Consider the following 20,649-nt stretch of genomic DNA (forward strand, 5'->3'; position numbering starts at 1 on the left):
CTCCTATTATGCGTTGATACCAGTGATTTTCACTTCTGTGAACCACTGACGGTGACCCGCTTGCTTACGAGAGTGCTTACGACGACGGAACTTAACGATTTTTACTTTATCGCCACGACCGTGTGTAACAACCTCAGCAGTCACCTTACCACCAGCAACGATTGGTGTGCCGATTTTTACGTCGTCACCGTTGCTTACCATTAAAACTTTGTCAAATTCAACCGTTTCGCCTGGGGCTACTTCGATTTTTTCAAGACGAACGGTTTGGCCTTCGGCCACACGGTGTTGTTTACCGCCACTTTGGAAAACCGCGTACATAGTTAACTCCGCTCTGCGTCCACTGACGCTTCAATTCAAAAAACAGGGCGCGAATTGTACGTGAAACATCCGTAAATCACAACCCCGATTCGCAGAAAAATAGATTATTTTTCCAACATGGGGCGAATTATGCCCCAATTGCGTATTTGATGCAGCTTCAAATGCCCAAAAACCGTTAAAAATTCACAAATTTTTTTTAAAAAAACAGTAAAAATTTTTAGGTCGTATTAAATCAAAATGGAAATATTGATAGGTTAAATTACATAGAAATGCGATCCAAACAGCGCAAGATCACGCGAGCGAGATCGGCAAACGATCCCCAAATATGCATTGCGATCAGACTGCGATCGAGCTGTTGGATCCCACGAATAGGATCGTTTTTACGATTACTACTTCCCCACTTTGTATCTGTGATTTGGGGCAATGCTACTCCCCTAATTGAGAAACAAAGTTGCTCTTAAACACTTCGTTTTCTTCATACAAACGTCAAAAAATAGCGACTTAACAGGAAAAATTATCGAGAGCACCTATAATTGCATGTGATCGCACGATTAAGGGGGCGTACATGCGGCAAACCGCTAAACACGGAACAGAATTTATATGAAGAATGCAGCCCCACCTTTTTCACATCTGGTTTAACCGTATTTAAGGAATTACACGTAAATGCGTTAAGCCGTCATTTTTTAAGACAATTTGGTGGATAGTACAGATGATTAAGGTACAATCGCCACCAATAATTGCCCAAGACGTAAGAGTAAGTATTTATTGCCATGCCTATGGATATAGATCAAATCCGCGCCCTGTCTAATGATGATATGCAGGCGGTCAACCAGCTGATTCAACAACAAGTCGACTCTGATGTTGCCCTAATTAATCAGCTTGGTTTTTACATTGTAAACAGTGGCGGCAAGCGATTACGCCCACTTCTTACCGTGTTAAGTGCGCGGGCTATGGGAATAGACAACAACGATCACCATACCCTTGCGGCGATTGTTGAATTTATTCATACCGCTACCCTATTGCACGACGATGTGGTTGACGAATCGACCATGCGCAGAGGGCGGGAAACGGCCAATGCCATTTTTGGCAATCAGGCATCAGTATTAGTGGGTGACTTTCTTTACACCCGTTCTTTCCAAATGATGGTGAGCCTCAAACGCATGCGCGTTATGGAGATACTGTCTGAAGCCACAAACCAAATTGCTGAAGGTGAAGTGTTACAGCTGATGAACTGTAACGATCCCAGCACTACAGAAGCACGTTACTTTGATGTTATTTACGGTAAAACGGCGCGTTTGTTTGAAGCTGCTACGCAGTTAGCGGCTGTGCTGACCGACCAAAATGAGCACATTGAACACGCTATGCAAGAATACGGTAAGCACCTAGGCACAGCCTTTCAGCTAGCTGACGATATACTTGACTACATGGCTGACAGCGAAGAAATGGGCAAGAATGCGGGCGACGACTTAGCTGAAGGTAAGCCTACTCTGCCATTACTTTACGCTATGTGGCACGCAAGAAATGACGACGACAAAGCGCTTATTCAAGAAGCTATTGAACAAAGCAATGGCCTACCACACTTGACGCGGATTCAAGGCATTATGGAAGAAACCGGTGCTTTGGACTACACACGTGAATGTGCGCAAAAAGAAGTACAAATGGCCATTAACAGCTTAAACGCTATTGAAGATTCTGAATATAAAGAGGCGTTAATCGCGCTGGCACATATCTCAATTGAGCGTACAAGCTAACTAGCAATAGATAACTAATTGTCGATAAGTGATATGAAAAGGCGTGTTGTAAGCAACACGCTTTTTTTATTGGCAATTACCAATTACGAAAACTAGCTAATTATTAAAAAGCTAGCCTTCGAGCATGAAGCCTATCATCCCCACTAAAAAACCAAGAATACCGCCAAGCGGAGGAAGCCAATGGTTTTCCATACGAATTTGCGGTGCAATATCCTGAAACACCGAATAAAGTATTCCACCTGCGGCAAACAGCATTATACCGCTCATTACAACGGGGAACTGCGCTAGATAATAAAAGCCTAACAAGCTAAACAAGGGGCCAAGTAGCGCCATTAATACAAAGATAATAATGAGTTTGGTACTGCGCTGTTTGTTCTTTGGCAACATTTCCCTATATGCATTAAACCCTTCTGGTAAGTTTTGAACTGCAATCAGTAGGCCTAATAACATGGTACCTCCGCCTAACGCTGCCGTAGTACCAAGTGCGATAGACTCAGGCACAAAATCACTGAGCATGGCGGCTAACTGGCTGCCTGCGGTTTTCTTTTTCGCCAAGTAAATATCAAGGGCCATGAAAGCTAAGGCACCGCCAACGAAGCACATTATGGCCGCAAATACCGATACGTCTTTTATGCCTTCAGGTACGAGCACAAGTCCCACCGCCGAAATTAGCGCTCCTGCTCCTAACGCTAAAATGCCATGGCGTAACTCTTTTTCTAGCCACTTAGGCTGAATGCCTTGATAAGTCGCTAAAATAGCGCCTGCGGGCATAGCAAGACCCGCCACCGTTGCCATTATTAATAAACCTACAATATCGCCTTGTGGCATAACGACTCCTTTCTAACCATTACTTGTATATCTTCCTATTGATTACTACACACAGCACCATTGGTTTACAAATAATACCAGTCCGCATAGATAATTACCCACTCAACGAGAGTTAAAATGTTCGTAATCGCGGCGTGTTACCGCAGGTATAGTGGTTCTACATCGAGGTGACGCAACAAAGAGAACGTACATTTTAAAAGCGCGTAACGAAAAAGAGCAGCTTAAGGCTGCTCTTTGCATTTATAACGATGGGTTGTGTTGGCTATACACAAAAAGTCGATTAATTTAAGTCCAAATCTCGGGTCATGTTCTCGTTCTTATCGCGATGCACAATAATGTTGTCTTCAATGCGAATGCCACCAAAAGGTTTGTATGCATCAATGGTATCCCAGTTAATGTACTTAGACGCAGGCGTCGCTTTAAGGTCGCGCAGTAGACTATCGATGAAGTACAGGCCCGGCTCGATAGTGAACACTTGACGGGCTTCTACCATACGCGTGCAGCGTAAGAACGGGTGATCATCAGGAGCAGGCTTAGGCGTGCCTCTGTCATCATTAACCAATCCGCCCACATCGTGTACCTGCAGCCCCAAGAAATGGCCAATGCCATGTGGGAAGAACGTGCGTGTAATCCCCATTTCCACAATCTCAGGTGGCGTTAAATTCACCATGCCGGTATCGTGAAGAATTTGCGCAATACCATCGTGGGCTAACAAGTGAATGTCTGTGTAGGCTACACCCGGCTTTAACGAATCGACTAAGGTCAGCGTTACCTTATCTACCGCTTGAATGAGGTCGCGGAACATCGCTGAATTATGAACACCTTCTTGAGCGTAAGTACGTGTAATATCTGCCGCATAGCCATGATAATTTGCACCCGCATCAATCAGAAACGAACGTGATTCTTTTGGCGCTACGGTATCACACTGCATGTAATGCAGAATTGAAGCATGCTCGTTAAGTGCCACAATACTGGTATATGGTACGTCGTTGTCACCTTGTCGACTTGCTGCAGCATAGGCAAGATTGATATCAAACTCGCTTTTGCCTTCACGGAAGGCTTGCTCAGCGGCCTTATGACCTGCCACCGCCAGCTTGTTAGCTTCACGCATGCAGTCAAGTTCATAGTCGGTTTTATAAGCACGTTGATAATGCAAATAATGCAATACGCGGTCTGGATTTACATTGTCAAAACCCAACGCTTTTGCCACTTCAATATATTCGCCTACATAGGCAAAACGGCTTTTATCGTAAGGCAGAAATTTCTCTACCGCATCGGCCTGTTGAAGTAGTTTAATGTCGAAGCTGTCAGTCCAAAAGTCATTTGGCTCTGGTGGCACTTTGTGCCAGAAATCTTCAGGGCGATAGAAAATAAGCGTAGGCTTGTCTACACCGTTTACCACCAGCCAACAGTTAGGGTTATCAATAACAGGCACCCATGCTTTGAACTGCGGGTTTACCTTAAATGGGTAGTGATTATCGTCCAAGAAAAGACGTTTGCCCTGCCCTGAGTGAATAACTAGTCCGTCTAGCCCTTCTCGCTGTAATGCTTCGCGAGTTCTAGCTTGAAGCTCTTCGATATGCTGTTGGTAGGTTGCTTTATGTTGCGACATAGCCCCTCTTATCTTTTTAGTCGTTAGTTAGCTACTAGTGTATCACGAGGCCAGCATGACATGCATACTGGCTCAGACCGCTGTGCTGTTGTATACGTTAAGTTTCCCAAACTGGTAAAATAATAACGTAATGAAAGGCGTACCCGTATACGCCTAACCTTTGATAGCTATCGCGGTGCTAGTTGCAGTGTACCTGTTACCGGATGTGTACTTACTGCATCTGCCGATGGGATCATATCGCGGGTAAGTTGAGGGAAGATATTCTCGTTTCCACCTAACTGCTGGTCGTAAATATGCTGATACGCCATCACCGCCTTCACGTAAGCACGGGTTTCTTTGTAGGGAATATTCTCAATCCAAATATCCACGGGCAGCGCTTCATTAGCAGGTAACCATTCCAACACTTTGCGCCAACCAGCGTTATAAGATGCAGACACCAGCACAGGGTTATTGTTTAACTTGTCCATTAAATAACGCAGGTACTGCACGCCGTATTCAACGTTATCGTCTACCTGAAAAAGTGTGTTACGACTTACTTTCTCTTTTGCTACATAACGCGCTGTTCCCGGCATAAGCTGCATGAGTCCTGCCGCTCCCACCGAAGAGATAGCATCGCTTCTAAACGAACTTTCGCGGCGTGCAATAGCCATAGCCAGCGATTTTGAAATGCTGTATGCCTGCGACTTTTCGCTGAATACATCGTTAAAGGCCAGTGGGAATCGGCGCTCGACATCATCCCAATAGCCACTTCGCGCAAAACTGGTAATAGCTTGATCGTACAAGCCCCACTCATACGCCAAAATGCCCGCATCGGTCACTTTCGATTCGGGTAAATGTGACAGTAAATAAAACCACTCACGGCGCGCTTCTGTGGTTCTGTCTAACCTGAAAAATTCAACAGAGCGCATGGTGGCAGGGGTTTTCGCCACACTGGCAATAGCCGCTGTGTCTCTTGGCGCTGGCGTGTGTGCAAGCGACGGAATTTCGCCTATGTGCGCACTTGCCATAAAGCCATAATAATGGCGTTCTTGAGAAAGCTCTTTATAAAGCACCGTAGCCTGCATAGTTTGACCAAGCGCTTCTAAAGCACGGGCTTTCCAATAGCGATAGTTTTCTTCTCGCTGCAAACTGGCAGGAGCGCTATCAATAACATTAACCACTTCCTGCCACTTTTTCGTGCGAAGCAAATGGGAAATATGCCAAAGCTTTACATCTTCACTGGCACCCTGCACATCAGCAAGTTCAAGCCAATGATGCGCTTGAGGAAGGCGGTCTAGCGTGTAGCTAAGCGCTATTGCTCTTCGCATAACGTGCTGCTGCGCTGGCGAGAACACGTTTTTGTCGTTGTAGCGGTTAAATACCGTGCCGGCTAAGTCAGGGTTTCGCCAAGCAAGTTTCTCGACCGCCCATACAATTACCTCAGCTTCATGCGATGCATTTTTTAGTGGAAAGAGCGCCGTTCTATTTACTCGGCTGGTGTCTCGGGTTACCGATAGCCACGCGTCAGCCAGGTATTGCTTATCACCGGGAAGTTGGCGCTTAAGATAAGAGATAATGCTTCGGTTATCTTCTTTCGCGGCAATCTCTATGCGCTTGATCACCATTTCGGGTGTCATCATGCCCGCTTTTTTCCACTTAGCAAAAAGCGGATCGCATTCATCCGGTTGCGACTGCCCGTGAAGCCATAAGGCGTCGACTTCGGACAAAATAGCTTGTTCGCTTTCACCTTCTTTTAAACGGTAATTAAGCGCAATACAGGTTAGCCTTGCGCCCATACCTGGGCGATAATTGTCTAAAAAAGTGCTGCGATAATCGTTCTTAGCAAGGTAATTAAGCCATTTATAACGCACACCGTAGCTTACCGGCTGACCATTGAAATCTTCCAGAAACTGCTTAACCTCGCGCTTTGTTCTTATTGACATCGTGCGCTCTAGCTTGAGTCTAAGTAGATAAGGATAAAGCGGATAATGCGCCAGTTCATAAATGTCGTTATCGAGGCGCTGAACGCTTCGCTTCGAATACGTTAACAGCTTTTTTTCAACTTCTAGATAACGAGCGCGATCCTTTTCGAAAATATCTTCGGGTAGTGTTAAAGGCTGTGTAGCCCATGCGCCGATAGAGAAAAATGAAGAGAGCGAGCAAACAAATGCCCCCACAACGGTGGCGAACAATTTATTGTTTTTTGTCAGCGAGCGCTGACCTAACCACGAACTAAAATAAAAACCAGACACAATAGAACTCCTACCCTGCTCTACACTCGAACGCTTATGAGCGCTGGCAAATTTGCCGAATCGAGCTGATTGTAAAATGTTGCTGAAAAAGCAGCATTGCGACTGATCCACTACGTTCGTTTGATAAACGAAGGGAAGATTTCAGCCTGGCTCCTTGCCAAAGAAGATGTTGTGCCAGCTGTCGTTAGCTATGCTTTACACACATAGTTGACATGATTGTAGATTATTCTTTTGCTGGATTGGCGCTTTGCGTCAATAACGCTCATTATACAACCACCAATGGCGAAATGAAGCTTGAATTCGATATTTACACTTGAATTTAAGTCATCCGACCACTACCTTAGAAAAATTGAAACGCTTGTTTGATTTTTTGTTGAAATTTTGTGTGGCTTTGTAAAGAATCTAGCCACCCTAACGCGTTAGTGAATGCATACGACCCTACAAATTAGTTGGATTACTTCACTAACATCCTGGCCAATGCCGAAGGAGATGATAATGATATACACAGGCAAAAGTCTTTCCGTCAGCCTGTTAGAAGACGGCTTTGCTGAGCTGGTATTCGACGCCCAAGGTTCAGTAAACAAGTTCGACCGCCAAACGGTGAGTGAACTTGACGAAGCAACTCAAGCCCTACTTGCTAAAGGCGATGTTAAAGGCTTAGTAGTACGCAGTGCAAAACCTGCATTTATTGTAGGTGCTGATATCACCGAGTTCACTGGTTTATTCGCCATGGACGATGCAGAAGTACTACAGTGGGTTGCCAATACATCACAAGTATTCGACCGCTTCGAAGACCTACCTTTCCCTACCATCGCTGCAGTTAACGGCTTCGCTCTAGGTGGCGGCTGTGAGATGGCATTGGCGTGTGACATGCGTATTGCAGACACTACTGCTTCAATTGGTTTGCCAGAAGTTAAACTAGGCCTAATGCCTGGTTTTGGTGGTACGGTTCGTCTACCTCGCCTTATTGGTTCAGACAACGCCCTTGAGTGGATGACCACTGGCCGCGACAGAAAAGGCGCGAAAGCCCTTGCTGAAGGCGCAGTTGATGCCGTTGTTGCACCAGAAGCACTTGTTGAAGGCGCACTTTCAATGGTGAAAGACGCTGCAGAAGGCAAGTTTGATTGGCAAGCGCGTCGTGCGGTTAAAAAAGCCCCACTACAGCTAAACAAAAACGAAGCCATGATGAGCTTCAGTACTGCTCAAGCTATGGTATTTGCGCAAGCTGGCAAACACTACCCAGCACCGCACAAAATGGTTGAGACTGTTCAAAAAGCAGCGGGCCTAGACCGTGAAGGTGCACTTAAGCTTGAAAATGAAGGCTTTGTAGCGTTAGCGAAAACAGACGCTGCGAAAGCGCAAATTGGTATTTTCCTAGCCGACCAGCTAGTTAAAAGCAAAGGTAAAAAGCAAGCGAAAGCAGCTACTAAGCAATCTAAGCTTAACGCTGTGCTAGGCGCAGGCATCATGGGCGGCGGTATCGCATACCAAAGCGCTGTGAAAGGCACGCCAGTTATCATGAAAGACATTAATCAAGGTGCACTAGACCTTGGCCTTTCTGAAGCAGCGAAAATTCTTGGTAAAGGCATGCAGCGCGGTAAAGTAGACGCGACTAAAATGGCGCAAACACTTAACGCTATCACGCCTACCCTTGAGTACAGCACGCTTAAAGATGCTGACCTTGTTATTGAAGCGGTTGTAGAAAACCCGAAAGTAAAAGGTATTGTACTAAAAGAAGTTGAAGAGAGCGTAGCTGACGACGCTATCATCTGTTCAAACACTTCTACTATCTCTATCAATCAGCTAGCTGAAAGCCTAGACAAGCCAGAGCGCTTCTGTGGTATGCACTTCTTTAACCCAGTGCACCGCATGCCGCTTGTTGAAATTATTCGTGGCGAAAAAACGTCAGAAGAAACCATCAATGCAGTAGTAGCCGCTACCCTTAAAATGGGCAAAACCCCAATTGTGGTTAACGACTGCCCAGGGTTCTTGGTAAACCGCGTATTGTTCCCATACTTTGCGGGCTTCAGTAAGCTACTTATCGACGGCGCTGACTTTGTAGCGGTTGATAAGGTAATGGAAAAAATCTTCGGCTGGCCAATGGGCCCTGCTTACCTAATGGACGTTGTAGGTATCGACACGGGCGATCATGCAGCAGACGTAATGGCAGCGGGCATTCCAGAGCGTATGGCTCGTCTGGACAACGACCCGGTAACACTGTTCTACAAAGAAGAGCGTTTAGGTCAGAAGAACGGTAAAGGTTTCTACAACTACGGTGTTGATAAGCGCGGCAAGCCGTCTAAAACACCTGCTGAAGAAGCATATGCCCTAATGGCGCCACACGTAGCTGAGAAGACAGACTTTGAAGCTGACGACATTATTGCACGCCTTATGATCCCTATGGCAAACGAAGCAATTCGCTGCCTGGAAGAAGGCATTGTAGATAGCGCAGCTGAAGCAGATATGGCGCTACTTTACGGCTTAGGTTTCCCTCCATTCCGCGGTGGTATTTTCCGTTGGATTGAAACCATTGGCTTGGCGAACTTTGTTGCTATGGCAGACAAGTACGCTGAACTTGGTCCTATTTATCAGATCTCAGACGGCGTTCGTGAAATGGCCGCTTCTGGTAAATCCTATTTCGCATAAGACCCGGAGGAAAAACTAATGAAAGAAGTGGTCGTAATCGATTGCGTACGTACCCCTATGGGTCGTTCAAAAAACGGTGTTTTCAGAAATGTGCGTGCAGAAGACTTATCTGCTGCGCTAATGACCGCGCTACTAGAGCGTAACCCTGGCGTAAACCCAGCGGAAATTGAAGACATCATTTGGGGCTGTGTTCAGCAAACTAAAGAACAAGGCTTCAACGTTGCACGTAACGCGCAACTACTCACAAAAATTCCACGCACAACAGGCGCGGTAACGGTTAACCGTTTATGTGGCTCGTCAATGCAAGCCCTTCACGATGCAACAAGTGGCATCATGAGCGGTCGTGGTGACATTTACATGATTGGTGGTGTTGAGCACATGGGTCACGTACCGATGAACTACAACATAGACTTCCACCCAGGTCTTGCTAAGTACACGGCGAAAGCGTCGGGCATGATGGGTATGACTGCCGAGCTACTTGGCCGTCAAAACGGTATTACTCGTGAGCAACAAGACGCATTTGGCGCACGTTCGCACCAGCTAGCGCACAAAGCACACCTTGAAGGCCGCTGGGCTAACGAGATTGTGCCTGTTGAAGGTCACGATGCAAACGGCGTATTAAAGCTCATTGACTACGATGAAGTAGTACGCCCAGAGAGCACTGCTGAGAGCATGGCGGCACTTCGCCCAGTGTTCGACCCAGTAAATGGTACTGTTACTGCGGGTACATCTTCTGCGCTGTCTGACGGTGCATCAGGTATGCTACTTATGTCAGCAGACCGTGCGAAAGAGCTTGGCCTAACGCCTCGTGCGAAAATTCGCGCAATGGCTGTGGCTGGTTGTGATGCGGCAATTATGGGTTATGGCCCAGTGCCAGCAACACAAAAAGCCCTTAAGCGCGCTGGCTTAACTATGGACGATATTGAACTTGCTGAGTTTAACGAAGCGTTCGCAGCACAGGCGCTATCTTGTATTAAGCAGCTTGGTTGGATGGACCACCTAGATACTAAGATTAACCTTAACGGTGGTGCGATTGCACTTGGTCACCCACTAGGTTGTTCTGGTTCGCGTATCTCGGGTACGCTTATCAACCTAATGGAATCACAAGACGTAAGCCTAGGCTTAGCGACTATGTGTATTGGTTTAGGCCAAGGTATTGCTACTGTATTTGAGCGTGTATAAGCGTTTAAATAAGCGCTTTTAAAGCTAAATATTGAAAAGGGCCTTCGGGCCCTTTTTTGTTGATTCTAATTACTTTTCAGATTACTTCAAAATACGAGATAAAGGACTTATCACCCCCTGCGCACCTTGCTGAAGCACGTGAGTATAAATTTGCGTGGTCTTTACGTCTGAATGACCTAACTGTGTTTGCACCGTTCTAATATCAGCGCCCGATTGCAGCAAATGCGTTGCAAAAGAGTGGCGCAGCGTATGAGGCGTAACTTTCTTTTTAATGTCACAAGTTTTTGCCGTGTTCCGTATTGCTTTTTGTATACTCGATTCATCAATATGATGTCGTCGCACTCTTTTGCTTTCAGGATCGACAGATAATCGAGAAGAAGGAAATAAATAATGCCAGCCTAACTCTCTGGGCGCGTTTTTGTATTTCAAACGTAATCGGTGAGGTAGATAAACGCCTGCGTATTTTGGATTTTCTAAATCAGCCGCCAAGAAGTTTTCTACCATAGCGATTTGCCGTGTAAGACCCGGTTTTAATTCCGCAGCCAACGTTACAATGCGATGTTTACCGCCTTTCCCATCCCAAATGCGAATAGCGTTGTAGTCAAAATCAATGTCTTTAACTCGTAGCCTAACCGCTTCCATTAACCGCAAACCACTTCCGTACAATAAAGATATTGGTAACTTTAGGTTGGCAGGAATTTGCTCAAAAAGAGAAACGACCTCTTCCTGCGTTAATACAACTGGAAGCTTGGCTTGCCTACGACTTGAAACAAAGTTGAGTTCGCATGAAAGTGGGCGCTCTAATATATCGCGATATAAGAACGCCAATGCATTTAACGCACTCGCCTGAGTGGCCGGCGCCACATTTTTAGCGTTAACTAGGTGAGACAGAAACACTTCAACTTCTTTGTCTCCCATTTCAGATGGGTGCTTATTATTATTGAAGCGAATAAAGCTAATTATCCATTTACTATAGAGTTCAATCGAACGCTTCGCATAGCGACGGTTGCGCATATGCTCAATCACCATTTGCATGAACATTGATTTCATTTTTTTGATTTTTATTACTGTAAATAAATACAGAATTACGGTTTTTGACTCGATCGTAAAATAAAAAGGAAAAATTCCGTACTTAAGTACGGTGTTTTCAGATACTAAGTGTAGGTTATTGATGGAAGTGTATTTACGTGCGAAAGTGATAAGACTATAAATGTGATATATGGAAACTATCCACTTTGCATAAAGGATTTTTTCCTTACACTAAATTGTTAGGTGCTAGTAGTAATGGAAGACATCGTAGAAATTGGGATAGATAACAAAGAACACCTTTATTTAATGCCATCAACATCCTCTTTTCCTATGATTTATCGAGAGGCTGCCGGTGTTCACTGGGATCAGAAACGGAGAGCTTTGGTTGGTCAGCAAAACCGAGAATGGGGTTATCCCAAGTGGTTCACACATATTTGCAATTTGGTTAGCAAAACTGGTTGTCAATTACAGCTAACAGAAACAACAAGGTGGGTAAACATTACTTGCGAGCTTCGGAGTTCGATTATTCAAGCTCATAGTAAGTTACGCACCTAACAAACGCATTAACACTCGCTGCGCTCGCTAGGGACAAAAACACGTAGGCTCCCTGCGCTTCGCTTAGTATTGTAGCCTACGTGTTTTTGCCCGTTATGCGGGTGTTAGATGGCACGGAGATTTAGGTGACTACTGTAATCGTTGCAGATATTTTTGGTAAAACACCAGCTCTTGAAGAGTTGGCAAATATCATTTGTAAGAACCATCTCATCGTCGACCCGTATGACGGTCAATATAAAATGTTCCAAACAGAAAGCGATGCATATGAGTATTTCTCCTCTAATATCGGCTTGGGAAATTACAGCAAGCATTTGATTAACTCGCTAACCAACTTGGATTCTTCTGTAAATCTCGTCGGATTCAGTATCGGTGCTGCTGCCATTTGGAATCTCTCAGAAAGTATTGCATCTTCACGCATAAAAAAAGCCATATGCTTTTACGGGTCTCAAATAAGAAACAACCGAAAAGTTGTTCCATTATTTCCAGTTACTCTTGTTTTCCCAAAAACAGAAAAACACTTTTCGGTACCAGAATTAATCTCGGAATTGCGCAACACAGAAAGAACTAAAATTAGGCAGGTGCCTTATTTTCATGGTTTTATGAATAAGTGCTCAACGAATTTCAACTTGCAAGGATACGAAAGTGAGCTTCGAACACTTGCGGCTAATGCCATCTAACAAAAAAATCAAGTCACTCACTTCGTTCGCTGGGACGCATACATGCAGGGCGGCTTCGCCATTATGCCCTACATGCCTGCGCCCCTTATTTAAAAGTTATGTACTTTGTCTCATAAAATGAAACTAATAGAAGTAATTGAAAAAATTGACGACCTTGATGACGAAGCAACGATCTGGGTAAAAGTCGATGAGGAATTAAATACAAGTACTAGAGCTGTTGTTGCAGCAGAAGATGAGTCCGGTTTGAATCCCATTTTTTGTGGCGTCAAATATAGTTACCTTCTGGAAGTATTCATCGCCAAGGAAATTATTGAAACAATACCAGAAGCGACGACTTCACAAAAAGTAGATAGGATTATTAAGTACGCTATTAACGATGCTTAACACCAAACGAAACGAGGTTGTTTTATGCACGTACATAACAACTCAATAAACTCACTCACTTCGTTCGCTGGGACGCATACACGCGGGGCGGCTTCGCCATTATGCCCCACGTGCCTGCGCCCGTTATTGAAAAGTTAAGTTTTCTGGAGACTTTATTATTAGATTTTTAGATAGCGCATTAATCCTTACATTTTCAACTGTGTTTTTGTATTGCTCAAGCACTGCTTACATACATGGATATTTTGGTGCGTTGTCACTAGATAGTGATGTTCTGGATAGAAATTTCCATCAAATTTTGTATCACGGAATGATCCTTAACATTAACACTATCATGCTTTTTCCCATTGCTTTGGCTATATTAATTACAGTCCATTCCACATACAAAATAGAGTTGAGCAGGTTAGTTCGTTCTCATTTTGGGGCAGGGAAACGTATTGTAAAGTTTAGGCGTTTTTTTAAACTCAAGCAGAGAACGCCCACTGCTCTTGAGCTAAAGCACACAAAAAGAGTACGTTTATCTTGGTTAACTGTCTTTATTATTTTCAGCTTCTTTATAGGAATGACTTACTTTGAATCAAAAGGTAAACAGGAGGCTATAAAAATTCAAGAGTCGATAGCAAAAGGAAAAGCTGGAAGGTTAAACCTCAAATCTTATGAAAATGAATCGCTATTCATTCTATTTTGCGGTGCTAGAAACTGCGCGGCTACAGACAAAGAAGGAACAGTTGTTTACTTTCCTCAGAATGGGCACACTATCTCACAGCAAGAGAAAACCTAACAAACCACTCAAGGCTCTCGCTTCGCTCTCCGGGACGCTAACACATGGGCTGCGTCACTTCGTTCCTAATTTTAGCCCATGTATTATCGCCCCTTAGCTTAAAGTTATATTTAAAGGTACATTAACCAAGGAAGTTTAAATTGAAACCATTTTCCTCTGTTGAGTCTCGCAATTTTAGTAAATTGCTTTTAGTTTCCAGAATAGCTGCTACTTTTTCGCTTTTTATGCTTATTTTAGGAGTAGGCGTAACGCTGTGGACGGCATTCACCGAATCACTATCACATGCAATTCCATTGATGCCTATAATTGTTTGGTCAATTTTAATCTTTTTGTTTACTGGCATTATTGCTGTGCTTGTCTCAATAGAGGAGCATTTAAGAATGCAAGAAGTGCGCGATGTAAGAAACGGCAAAATATAACAAAAAAATCAAGTCGTGGGCTAAAGCCCACTGGGACGCTAACGCGCAGGGCCGCTTCGCTATCTTGCCCTACGCGTTATCGCCCCTTATTTAAAAGTTATACGCCATTATGAAATATCGCTGCTGCAACTGTGAAGTTATATTCCCTTGTAAGGATGCTATAGATGGTCGCGAAATGGACTTTGAGAAAGGCTTTACGTGCCCGAACTGCAAGACAAATCTAACGGAAGAGTTTCTGAGGCACAGCAAGACCAGGTTAACCTTTGAGACTAAAGCTCATGAGAGATGGTTTTCTTTTGCGGCACTGGTTGGCATCATCTCATTTGTATTAGCGTATGTTGTTTCTAGTGGGTCTTGGATTACTTTTTTCGTTAGCCTTAGCGCTATAACCACGTACTTGTTTAGCGGGTACTTACGTTGGGGTTATACTCCTTACCCAAATGTGATCGGGACAAAAGAATTGTGAGAAGCATTGTTGGCGTGGCGTATAACAAAACAATAAAGCTCACTCCCTTCGGTCGTTGGGACAAATACGTGTGCGGCCTCCTTAGATTATGCCGCACACGTATTTGCCCCTTATTGGGGTGTTATGTGTTCATACAAGGATTAAGCTTTGAAGTTTGAACGAATCTATAAAAATATTACGGGTCTCAGCTGCCCAATATTCGGAATTCAATGGAATGCGCCGACAATAGAAGCTGATGAGGCGAAAAATATTGTCCTGTTTCTGGAAGACAAACGTGTTCTTTTCAATCCGGCCAACATGGAAGATGCAGGCCATTGCGCGCAAAGTGTCATTGATATTAGATCTGAATTAACAAAGGCCCTTCAGGCCTTACCAAGTGATTCCAACTTGGCAAAGTCATTAAAGCGAATGAGAAAATCCTGCCAAGAATTTAGTAACAAGCTTGGGCACCCAAAGTTTTCAAAATTCGATACCCCAGTTCAAACATCGATGCTTGAGCGGGAGCTTTTCAAGTTACGAGAAAAGTGTGGTGTCTCTGTAGCAGAGATTGCTGTTGCTTATGGTCTTGATGTTGATGACGGCCTAGCAAGCACCATTCCTTTCAATAATGCAGAAAACACATAACAAGGCGCTCAAGCAAGGACGCGCTAACGCGCGCCGCTTAGCTTGGCGTTATGTGCCAAGGAAAAATTAATGGACTATCAAGCAAATACAGGACGTTTAAGTGAAGTATTAGTTGGCATTGTGACAACATTTATCTCACTTATCTTCTTTGGATTAGTTTTCTTCCTTTTTGACAATGGTGAAGCTTCCTTTGCCGCAGCAGTGGGTGTTTTGGCTTTAAGCTTCCTAGGTCTATGGTTTGCGTTGCTTTCGTATAGGCTGCTTTTTCACAAACCTAAAAAGCATGGTGGTTTAATATCCCCTTTGGCACTAAAGTTTTGGTGTGTCGTTTTCGGGCTATTCTCGTTAGCATTTTTATTGCTCGGTATTTTAGAGTTAAACACTAAAGTAGTATTTAGCTCTATCATTATGATTCCCGCATGTTGGTATGGCTGGCAATTAGCAAATAAGAGGGAACGGCACAGTGGCACATAACAACTCAATAAACTCGCTCACTGCGTTCGCTGGGACGCATACACGCAGGGCGGCTTCGCCATTATGCCCTACGTGTATGCGCCCGTTATTGAAAAGTTATGTGCCGGTCAGCAAAAGGAGTTTTAATGACAGAGTTTTCGCATCGTGGCTTAATATTATTTGTCTGTATATCGGTTGTTTCTGCTTGCGCAACCCAGAATACTAAAGAGCCAGATCCGAATGTTTATCTGGGAGTTTGCAAGGCTCGTTTACATCCAGAAAAAAGCAATCCCACGGCAGATTACCAAGCCTGTAAATTCAATAACGATAAAAACTCAGAGCTTGTTTCGGAATGTATGCTTACCCATGGCTGGTCAGAGTTGACCGAAGTGCCATGCGATGAGGCTACTGAAGTTTTTGCCAGTTCAGAAATAAATCATTGCATTGAAAAGTCTAAATCTGATGGTGTTGTTTCACATCCCAAAATGAATGATTGCTTGTCAGAATTCAAACCGAAGAGGTCTGACGCGAAGAAAACCGAGAAGCTACTTCGAGATATTCTGGGTAAGTTCGGGAGCTAAGCACATAACAAACCAAGTAAGCGGGGCAAGAGCAATGGTGGAAGTGCACACTACAGTCAAACCTACGATGGCTCTTCATCAGACTATTCTGGCGGCGACGGTGGAGGCGGAGGTGATTAGTCTATCTAAGAGCAAATCAAGGGCGTATTGGCACGTACATAACAAACGCATCAAGTCGCTCGCAAGCTCGCTCGGACACAAAAACTGCGCGGCGTTTAGCTTTGTGCTTCGCAATTTTAACCTAAACGCCGCTACGTTTTCGTGCCGCTTATGCGGGTGTTAGGTTTCAGGTGAAAACATGAGGGTCAATGGAAGTATTAAGTCAGTAGATCGTATGCCATATTTGGCTTTACTTGAACTGTCAGAAACAAACGTTCCTCTGTTAAATTTTGTCACTGTTCAATCATCAGAAGAGATATCGTTACCCTTAGTTCAGATTGGCAGCAAGGTTAGACTTGAGTGTTTTATCCAATTTGGAGTTGTTACAAATACTTCGCCTGTAGAATTTGATTTATTCGTAACTCAAATGGGCAAAGATGCTACCACTAAAGGAAGAGCCAAAGTAATTTCAAGGGTTAATGATTACGAGTACGTAATTAGCCCATCAAATTCAGTAACGATTACTTTAGACCTTGAAGAAGGCGTTTCTCTAAATGACGGGCAAATAATCGAGTTCACAGGTGAATTAAGCAGTGAAACCTAACAAAAAAATTAAGTCACTCACTTCGTTCGCTGGGACGCATACACGCAGGGCGGCTTCGCCATTATGCCCTACGCGCCTGCGCCCCTTATTTAAAAGTTAGGGCCTCTATGAAAATTGCTCACCCCCAATCTATTGACAGACTGCCTACAAGAAGAGAAAGGATATTAGCGATTTTTCTCGGATTCATATGCTCTACTATTACGGGCACCGTTTCATTTTTGGGAATTCATCAGACATATAAAGGTGAACTAGAAGCTCTTGATTACACATTTTACTATTTGTTGTTTTCACTTAGTGTTTGGGCATTAATTAGAGCTGTTTTTACAAAAGCGGCAAAGCCGAGTGCTATTTCATTTATGGCTATAGGTGGAATTCTAACCTTTTTTTCTATTGTAATTCTGTCTTTAGCAATAATTGAAAATACTAAATTCGAACCAAAAGGAATCATAGGCTGTTTAGTTATTTTATTGGTTGGGGCGTTAACTTTAGTATATGGGTTCACTAAACGAAAACGGCCCTAACAAACCACTCAAGGCTCTCGCTTCGCTCGCTGGGACGCTAACACATGGGCTGCGTCACTTCGTTCCTAATTTTAGCCCATGCGTTACCGCCCCTTAGTGGGAATTTATGTTTCACGGAGGAAAAATGAACATGAGCAACATAATTGACATTACCCAGCCTAGAAGCGTTTAAGGCTAATCAAAATGAAGCAATAATAGATAGAGAGCTTTTTCATCCGAACCCAAAAGTCCTAAAAATATGGAAGGAAATGGTAAAGGATACTCTTAAAAAATTTCCGTCCAGTCCCGAACCCGGCGTTCCTACACTGGATTTATCATTTTCTAAAAATGTATCAAGCTCTGAACAAGATGAAATAATAAAAAAGGTTTCGGCTTTTCTTACATCGTATAAAGGAGATGTAGCTCGGCAAAATTTTGAAGCCGTGAAAACCATAGCACTTTTGCAAAAAGAACTAGCGGAATATCAAGCAAGTGAAACATAACAAACAAATTATGGCACTCACTGCGTTCGCTGGGACGCATTCACGCAGGGCGGCTTCGCCATTATGCCCTACGCGCATGCGCCCCATATTTGGAAGTTATGCACTTACGGACACATTGAATGGACTCAGACATTGAATTAAATATCAGCTTTAGATTCTTTTCGCTTACAGAAGAATTATCCAACGAAATCAAATCAAGCCTTAAAGCCTCATCTTGTAGACCTAATAAAAAATTAGGTGGTTTTGTAGTGTGCGTTCCTCTGACACCATCTTCACTGGAATTTATAGGAAGTTTTGTAACTTCTAATAGTGTAGAAGTAGAGAATACAGATATCTTCGTTTCATTTGTTACTGAGTACGATTCAAGAGTCATTGATCTGCCAAATATTATCACTAAAGCTTCTTTTTCTATTGGCTCACCAGTTACACTCTCATATACGGTGGTTTAGGTGCATAACAACTCAATAAACTCACTCACTTCGTTCGCTGGGACGCATACACGCAGGGCCGCTTCGCTATTATGCCCCACGTGCCTGCGCCCGTTATTGAAAAGTTATGTGCTAAAGGGAACTAAAGAATAAAGAGATGTTTCAAAACTCTTACTTAAACAACCTAGTTTTAATCGCTCCAGTTATCCCGATAATGATGGCTGTTCAAAACATCGCATATCTACTTTGGCTTCCTCTTGGCCTTTTAGTATCTTGGGCAATCGTCACTACCAACAAAGAACTCAAACTTACATTTACAAATTCAAAAAAGTTGTGGGTACGTATTGCTAGTTGCATTGTTTTGAGCCTCGGAATATTGTTGTTTACGAGCACCATTATAGGCTTCGTCTTTTACATCATATTTTCGTCTGTTTTAGCTCTAAATTATGAGCACTACTACAAGGAATTAGGTGAACGCACATAACAAAACACTAAAGGCGCTCGCGCTGCTCGCTGGGACGCTAACACATGGGCTGCGTCACTTCGTTCCTAATTTTAGCCCATGTGTTATCGCCCCTTAGTGGGGTGTTAGGCCCAAATTTGACCTTTGGCGGTTGTTTGTCATATACATGACGTAGCCGTTGCTTCAACTAAAATGGAAAACTGAAGGCTCTTTTTAAAGGAGCACAAAAATGGAAGAAATGATTAACTCAGATTTAGTAAAAGCACTCCGACTCGAAAAGTCGTGGTCACAGGAAAAGCTCGCTACAGCCTCTGGACTCAGCTTAAGAACAGTCCAGCGTGCCGAAAACTCAGGTACTTCTTCACTAGAAACCAAATTAGCGCTTTCTGCCGCATTAAATATCCCAGCAGAAAAGCTTATGCCGATTTCATCAAAAACACCTCAGAATCAGAATACCGTAATTTATGGTTATATTGGTGCTGGTGTAGGTTTAGTCTGTTCATATTCGGCAATAACCTATTCAGTAATGCATAACACATTACCACTTGGGGAAGCTGGGCTTTGGTATGGAATAATCGGTGCTTTTACTGGCATTACATGTGGCGCAATTGGTTTTTTAAAACAACGTGGGTATGTGTCCTAACAAGCCAATCAACACACTCACTTCGTTCGCTGGGACGCAAGCACGCGGGGCGGCTTCGCCATTATGCCCCACATGTCTGCGCCCGTTATTGGAAAGTTAGCTGCCAGAAGGTGAGCATGGACAAAGCAACAAAAATGGTAGCTATTTTTCTGGTTACTGTCGGAAGTCTTTCATTAATTTCGAATTCGGTATGGAAGCCTTTCATGAAGAAAGAATCGTTGAAAATAAGTGACGCTCAATTACAAGATGTTGTGAATCAGATTAATGAAATAACACCAATATTTCTTGACGACATTACTAAGTTAAATCGAGTCCAGCTTGAGGGTAGAACAATTGTTTACGAGTATATCCTTGACCATGATGAATCCGAGGGTATTTTGGCTTTTGATCCGCTTGAAGAAGCGCAGCTGAATGAATACTGCAATTCAAATGAAAATAGTTATTTTTCTAAAGTGGGTGTTGCAGTGACTTCAAACTACGTAACCAGTGATGGGGAAAAATTACATAGTTTTACTATGCAGCCATCTGATTGCGTTGGCAGCTAACAAACGCATTAACACTCGCTGCGCTCGCTAAGGACAAAAACACGTAGGCTCCCTTCGCTTCGCTCGTTATTATAGCCTACGTATTTTTGCCCGTTATGCGGGCCGTTATGCGACAAGGCTAAATTTTAATATATCTTCAATTTAATCTCTCTGGCAATTCGCTTTTGGGTTTCGGCAAATCAGTGTTTTCGGCTCAAATTCTTGAATCACTTAAACCGAAAAACATGTCAAAGTTCGTGATGTTGCCTCATTCAAAATCGCATTTGATCGTGGAAAGCTTGTCGGGTGCAAAGTGTGCAAAGTGTGGAAAGGGCAAGTTTACTGAAAGTC

Annotated in this window: 21 protein-coding genes; 16 read left to right on the forward strand and 5 right to left on the reverse strand. The window is 43.6% G+C overall.

Going from position 1 to position 20,649, the window contains the following annotated elements; translation table 11 throughout:
- Positions 1-6: 6 nt before the first annotated feature.
- Positions 7-318, reverse strand: coding sequence for a 50S ribosomal protein L21 (gene rplU / locus MHN00_RS03230; protein WP_012517169.1), 312 nt, complete (start codon positions 316-318; stop codon positions 7-9).
- A gap of 776 nt (positions 319-1,094) precedes the next feature.
- Here rplU and ispB point away from each other — a divergent pair.
- Positions 1,095-2,069, forward strand: coding sequence for an octaprenyl diphosphate synthase (gene ispB / locus MHN00_RS03235; protein WP_014948150.1), 975 nt, complete (start codon positions 1,095-1,097; stop codon positions 2,067-2,069).
- Between the two features lie 111 nt (positions 2,070-2,180).
- Here the strand turns inward: ispB and MHN00_RS03240 are convergent, their stop codons facing one another.
- The 3 genes from MHN00_RS03240 to MHN00_RS03250 form a co-directional block, all read right to left on the reverse strand.
- Positions 2,181-2,897, reverse strand: coding sequence for a divalent cation transporter (locus MHN00_RS03240; RefSeq protein ID WP_014948149.1), 717 nt, complete (start codon positions 2,895-2,897; stop codon positions 2,181-2,183).
- Positions 2,898-3,177: 280 nt separating this feature from the next.
- Positions 3,178-4,509, reverse strand: a complete 1,332-nt coding sequence (pepQ, locus tag MHN00_RS03245) for a Xaa-Pro dipeptidase (protein ID WP_014948148.1) — start codon at positions 4,507-4,509, stop codon at positions 3,178-3,180.
- 167 nt (positions 4,510-4,676) lie between these two features.
- Positions 4,677-6,740: a transglycosylase SLT domain-containing protein gene (locus MHN00_RS03250; RefSeq protein ID WP_239300247.1), complete on the reverse strand. Its 2,064-nt coding sequence runs from the start codon at positions 6,738-6,740 to the stop codon at positions 4,677-4,679.
- Positions 6,741-7,235: 495 nt separating this feature from the next.
- On the opposite strand from MHN00_RS03250, the gene fadB reads away from it, so the two are divergent.
- Both fadB and fadA read left to right on the forward strand, forming a co-directional pair.
- Positions 7,236-9,386 (forward strand): fatty acid oxidation complex subunit alpha FadB, encoded by a 2,151-nt coding sequence (fadB, locus tag MHN00_RS03255; protein WP_069943691.1) that lies wholly within the window; start codon positions 7,236-7,238, stop codon positions 9,384-9,386.
- An 18-nt stretch (positions 9,387-9,404) separates the two neighbouring features.
- Positions 9,405-10,568, forward strand: coding sequence for an acetyl-CoA C-acyltransferase FadA (fadA, locus tag MHN00_RS03260; RefSeq protein WP_069943690.1), 1,164 nt, complete (start codon positions 9,405-9,407; stop codon positions 10,566-10,568).
- A gap of 81 nt (positions 10,569-10,649) precedes the next feature.
- Here fadA and MHN00_RS03265 read toward each other — a convergent pair whose 3' ends face one another.
- Positions 10,650-11,618 carry an integron integrase gene (locus tag MHN00_RS03265; protein ID WP_069943689.1) on the reverse strand — a complete coding sequence of 323 codons (969 nt, stop codon included), beginning with the start codon at positions 11,616-11,618 and terminating at the stop codon, positions 10,650-10,652.
- Positions 11,619-12,277: 659 nt separating this feature from the next.
- Here MHN00_RS03265 and MHN00_RS03270 point away from each other — a divergent pair.
- From MHN00_RS03270 to MHN00_RS03330, 13 genes are all read left to right on the forward strand, one after another.
- The gene (locus tag MHN00_RS03270; protein ID WP_239247655.1) at positions 12,278-12,829 is read left to right on the forward strand and encodes a hypothetical protein; all 552 of its coding nucleotides are present in this window, start codon (positions 12,278-12,280) and stop codon (positions 12,827-12,829) included.
- 117 nt (positions 12,830-12,946) lie between these two features.
- Positions 12,947-13,213 carry a hypothetical protein gene (locus MHN00_RS03275; RefSeq protein ID WP_158297391.1) on the forward strand — a complete coding sequence of 89 codons (267 nt, stop codon included), beginning with the start codon at positions 12,947-12,949 and terminating at the stop codon, positions 13,211-13,213.
- 250 nt (positions 13,214-13,463) lie between these two features.
- Positions 13,464-13,991 carry a hypothetical protein gene (locus MHN00_RS03280; RefSeq protein ID WP_239300248.1) on the forward strand — a complete coding sequence of 176 codons (528 nt, stop codon included), beginning with the start codon at positions 13,464-13,466 and terminating at the stop codon, positions 13,989-13,991.
- A 140-nt stretch (positions 13,992-14,131) separates the two neighbouring features.
- Positions 14,132-14,410: a hypothetical protein gene (locus MHN00_RS03285; RefSeq protein WP_069948994.1), complete on the forward strand. Its 279-nt coding sequence runs from the start codon at positions 14,132-14,134 to the stop codon at positions 14,408-14,410.
- 613 nt (positions 14,411-15,023) lie between these two features.
- Positions 15,024-15,500 carry a DUF6650 family protein gene (locus tag MHN00_RS03290; RefSeq protein ID WP_069943682.1) on the forward strand — a complete coding sequence of 159 codons (477 nt, stop codon included), beginning with the start codon at positions 15,024-15,026 and terminating at the stop codon, positions 15,498-15,500.
- 69 nt (positions 15,501-15,569) lie between these two features.
- Positions 15,570-15,974: a hypothetical protein gene (locus tag MHN00_RS03295; protein WP_069943681.1), complete on the forward strand. Its 405-nt coding sequence runs from the start codon at positions 15,570-15,572 to the stop codon at positions 15,972-15,974.
- 125 nt (positions 15,975-16,099) lie between these two features.
- On the forward strand, positions 16,100-16,534 hold the full coding sequence (locus tag MHN00_RS03300) for a hypothetical protein (protein ID WP_069943678.1): 435 nt from the start codon (positions 16,100-16,102) through the stop codon (positions 16,532-16,534).
- 298 nt (positions 16,535-16,832) lie between these two features.
- The gene (locus MHN00_RS03305; RefSeq protein WP_069943677.1) at positions 16,833-17,237 is read left to right on the forward strand and encodes a hypothetical protein; all 405 of its coding nucleotides are present in this window, start codon (positions 16,833-16,835) and stop codon (positions 17,235-17,237) included.
- 107 nt (positions 17,238-17,344) lie between these two features.
- A complete protein-coding gene (locus MHN00_RS03310; RefSeq protein ID WP_239300249.1) occupies positions 17,345-17,758 on the forward strand; it encodes a hypothetical protein in 414 nt (137 codons plus the stop codon).
- A gap of 143 nt (positions 17,759-17,901) precedes the next feature.
- Positions 17,902-18,240, forward strand: coding sequence for a hypothetical protein (locus MHN00_RS03315; protein WP_069943675.1), 339 nt, complete (start codon positions 17,902-17,904; stop codon positions 18,238-18,240).
- Between the two features lie 119 nt (positions 18,241-18,359).
- Positions 18,360-18,689, forward strand: a complete 330-nt coding sequence (locus MHN00_RS03320) for a hypothetical protein (protein ID WP_069943674.1) — start codon at positions 18,360-18,362, stop codon at positions 18,687-18,689.
- Between the two features lie 671 nt (positions 18,690-19,360).
- Positions 19,361-19,774: a helix-turn-helix transcriptional regulator gene (locus MHN00_RS03325; RefSeq protein WP_239300250.1), complete on the forward strand. Its 414-nt coding sequence runs from the start codon at positions 19,361-19,363 to the stop codon at positions 19,772-19,774.
- 116 nt (positions 19,775-19,890) lie between these two features.
- The gene (locus tag MHN00_RS03330; protein WP_239300251.1) at positions 19,891-20,319 is read left to right on the forward strand and encodes a hypothetical protein; all 429 of its coding nucleotides are present in this window, start codon (positions 19,891-19,893) and stop codon (positions 20,317-20,319) included.
- Positions 20,320-20,649 lie beyond the last annotated feature (330 nt).

Origin of the sequence: Alteromonas sp. Cnat2-8 (assembly GCF_022348355.1) — a bacterium.
Lineage (GTDB): Bacteria > Pseudomonadota > Gammaproteobacteria > Enterobacterales > Alteromonadaceae > Alteromonas > Alteromonas macleodii.

Coding starts and splice junctions, on each gene's coding strand:
- MHN00_RS03300 (WP_069943678.1), top strand. CDS start 16,100: ATGACAGAGTTTTCGCATCGTGGCTTAATATTATTTGTCTGTATATCG.
- MHN00_RS03295 (WP_069943681.1), top strand. CDS start 15,570: ATGGACTATCAAGCAAATACAGGACGTTTAAGTGAAGTATTAGTTGGC.
- MHN00_RS03330 (WP_239300251.1), top strand. CDS start 19,891: ATGGACAAAGCAACAAAAATGGTAGCTATTTTTCTGGTTACTGTCGGA.
- MHN00_RS03275 (WP_158297391.1), top strand. CDS start 12,947: ATGAAACTAATAGAAGTAATTGAAAAAATTGACGACCTTGATGACGAA.
- pepQ (WP_014948148.1), bottom strand. CDS start 4,509: ATGTCGCAACATAAAGCAACCTACCAACAGCATATCGAAGAGCTTCAA.
- MHN00_RS03310 (WP_239300249.1), top strand. CDS start 17,345: ATGAAAATTGCTCACCCCCAATCTATTGACAGACTGCCTACAAGAAGA.
- MHN00_RS03240 (WP_014948149.1), bottom strand. CDS start 2,897: ATGCCACAAGGCGATATTGTAGGTTTATTAATAATGGCAACGGTGGCG.
- fadB (WP_069943691.1), top strand. CDS start 7,236: ATGATATACACAGGCAAAAGTCTTTCCGTCAGCCTGTTAGAAGACGGC.
- MHN00_RS03305 (WP_069943677.1), top strand. CDS start 16,833: ATGAGGGTCAATGGAAGTATTAAGTCAGTAGATCGTATGCCATATTTG.
- MHN00_RS03320 (WP_069943674.1), top strand. CDS start 18,360: ATGGACTCAGACATTGAATTAAATATCAGCTTTAGATTCTTTTCGCTT.
- ispB (WP_014948150.1), top strand. CDS start 1,095: ATGGATATAGATCAAATCCGCGCCCTGTCTAATGATGATATGCAGGCG.
- MHN00_RS03265 (WP_069943689.1), bottom strand. CDS start 11,618: ATGAAATCAATGTTCATGCAAATGGTGATTGAGCATATGCGCAACCGT.
- fadA (WP_069943690.1), top strand. CDS start 9,405: ATGAAAGAAGTGGTCGTAATCGATTGCGTACGTACCCCTATGGGTCGT.
- rplU (WP_012517169.1), bottom strand. CDS start 318: ATGTACGCGGTTTTCCAAAGTGGCGGTAAACAACACCGTGTGGCCGAA.
- MHN00_RS03325 (WP_239300250.1), top strand. CDS start 19,361: ATGGAAGAAATGATTAACTCAGATTTAGTAAAAGCACTCCGACTCGAA.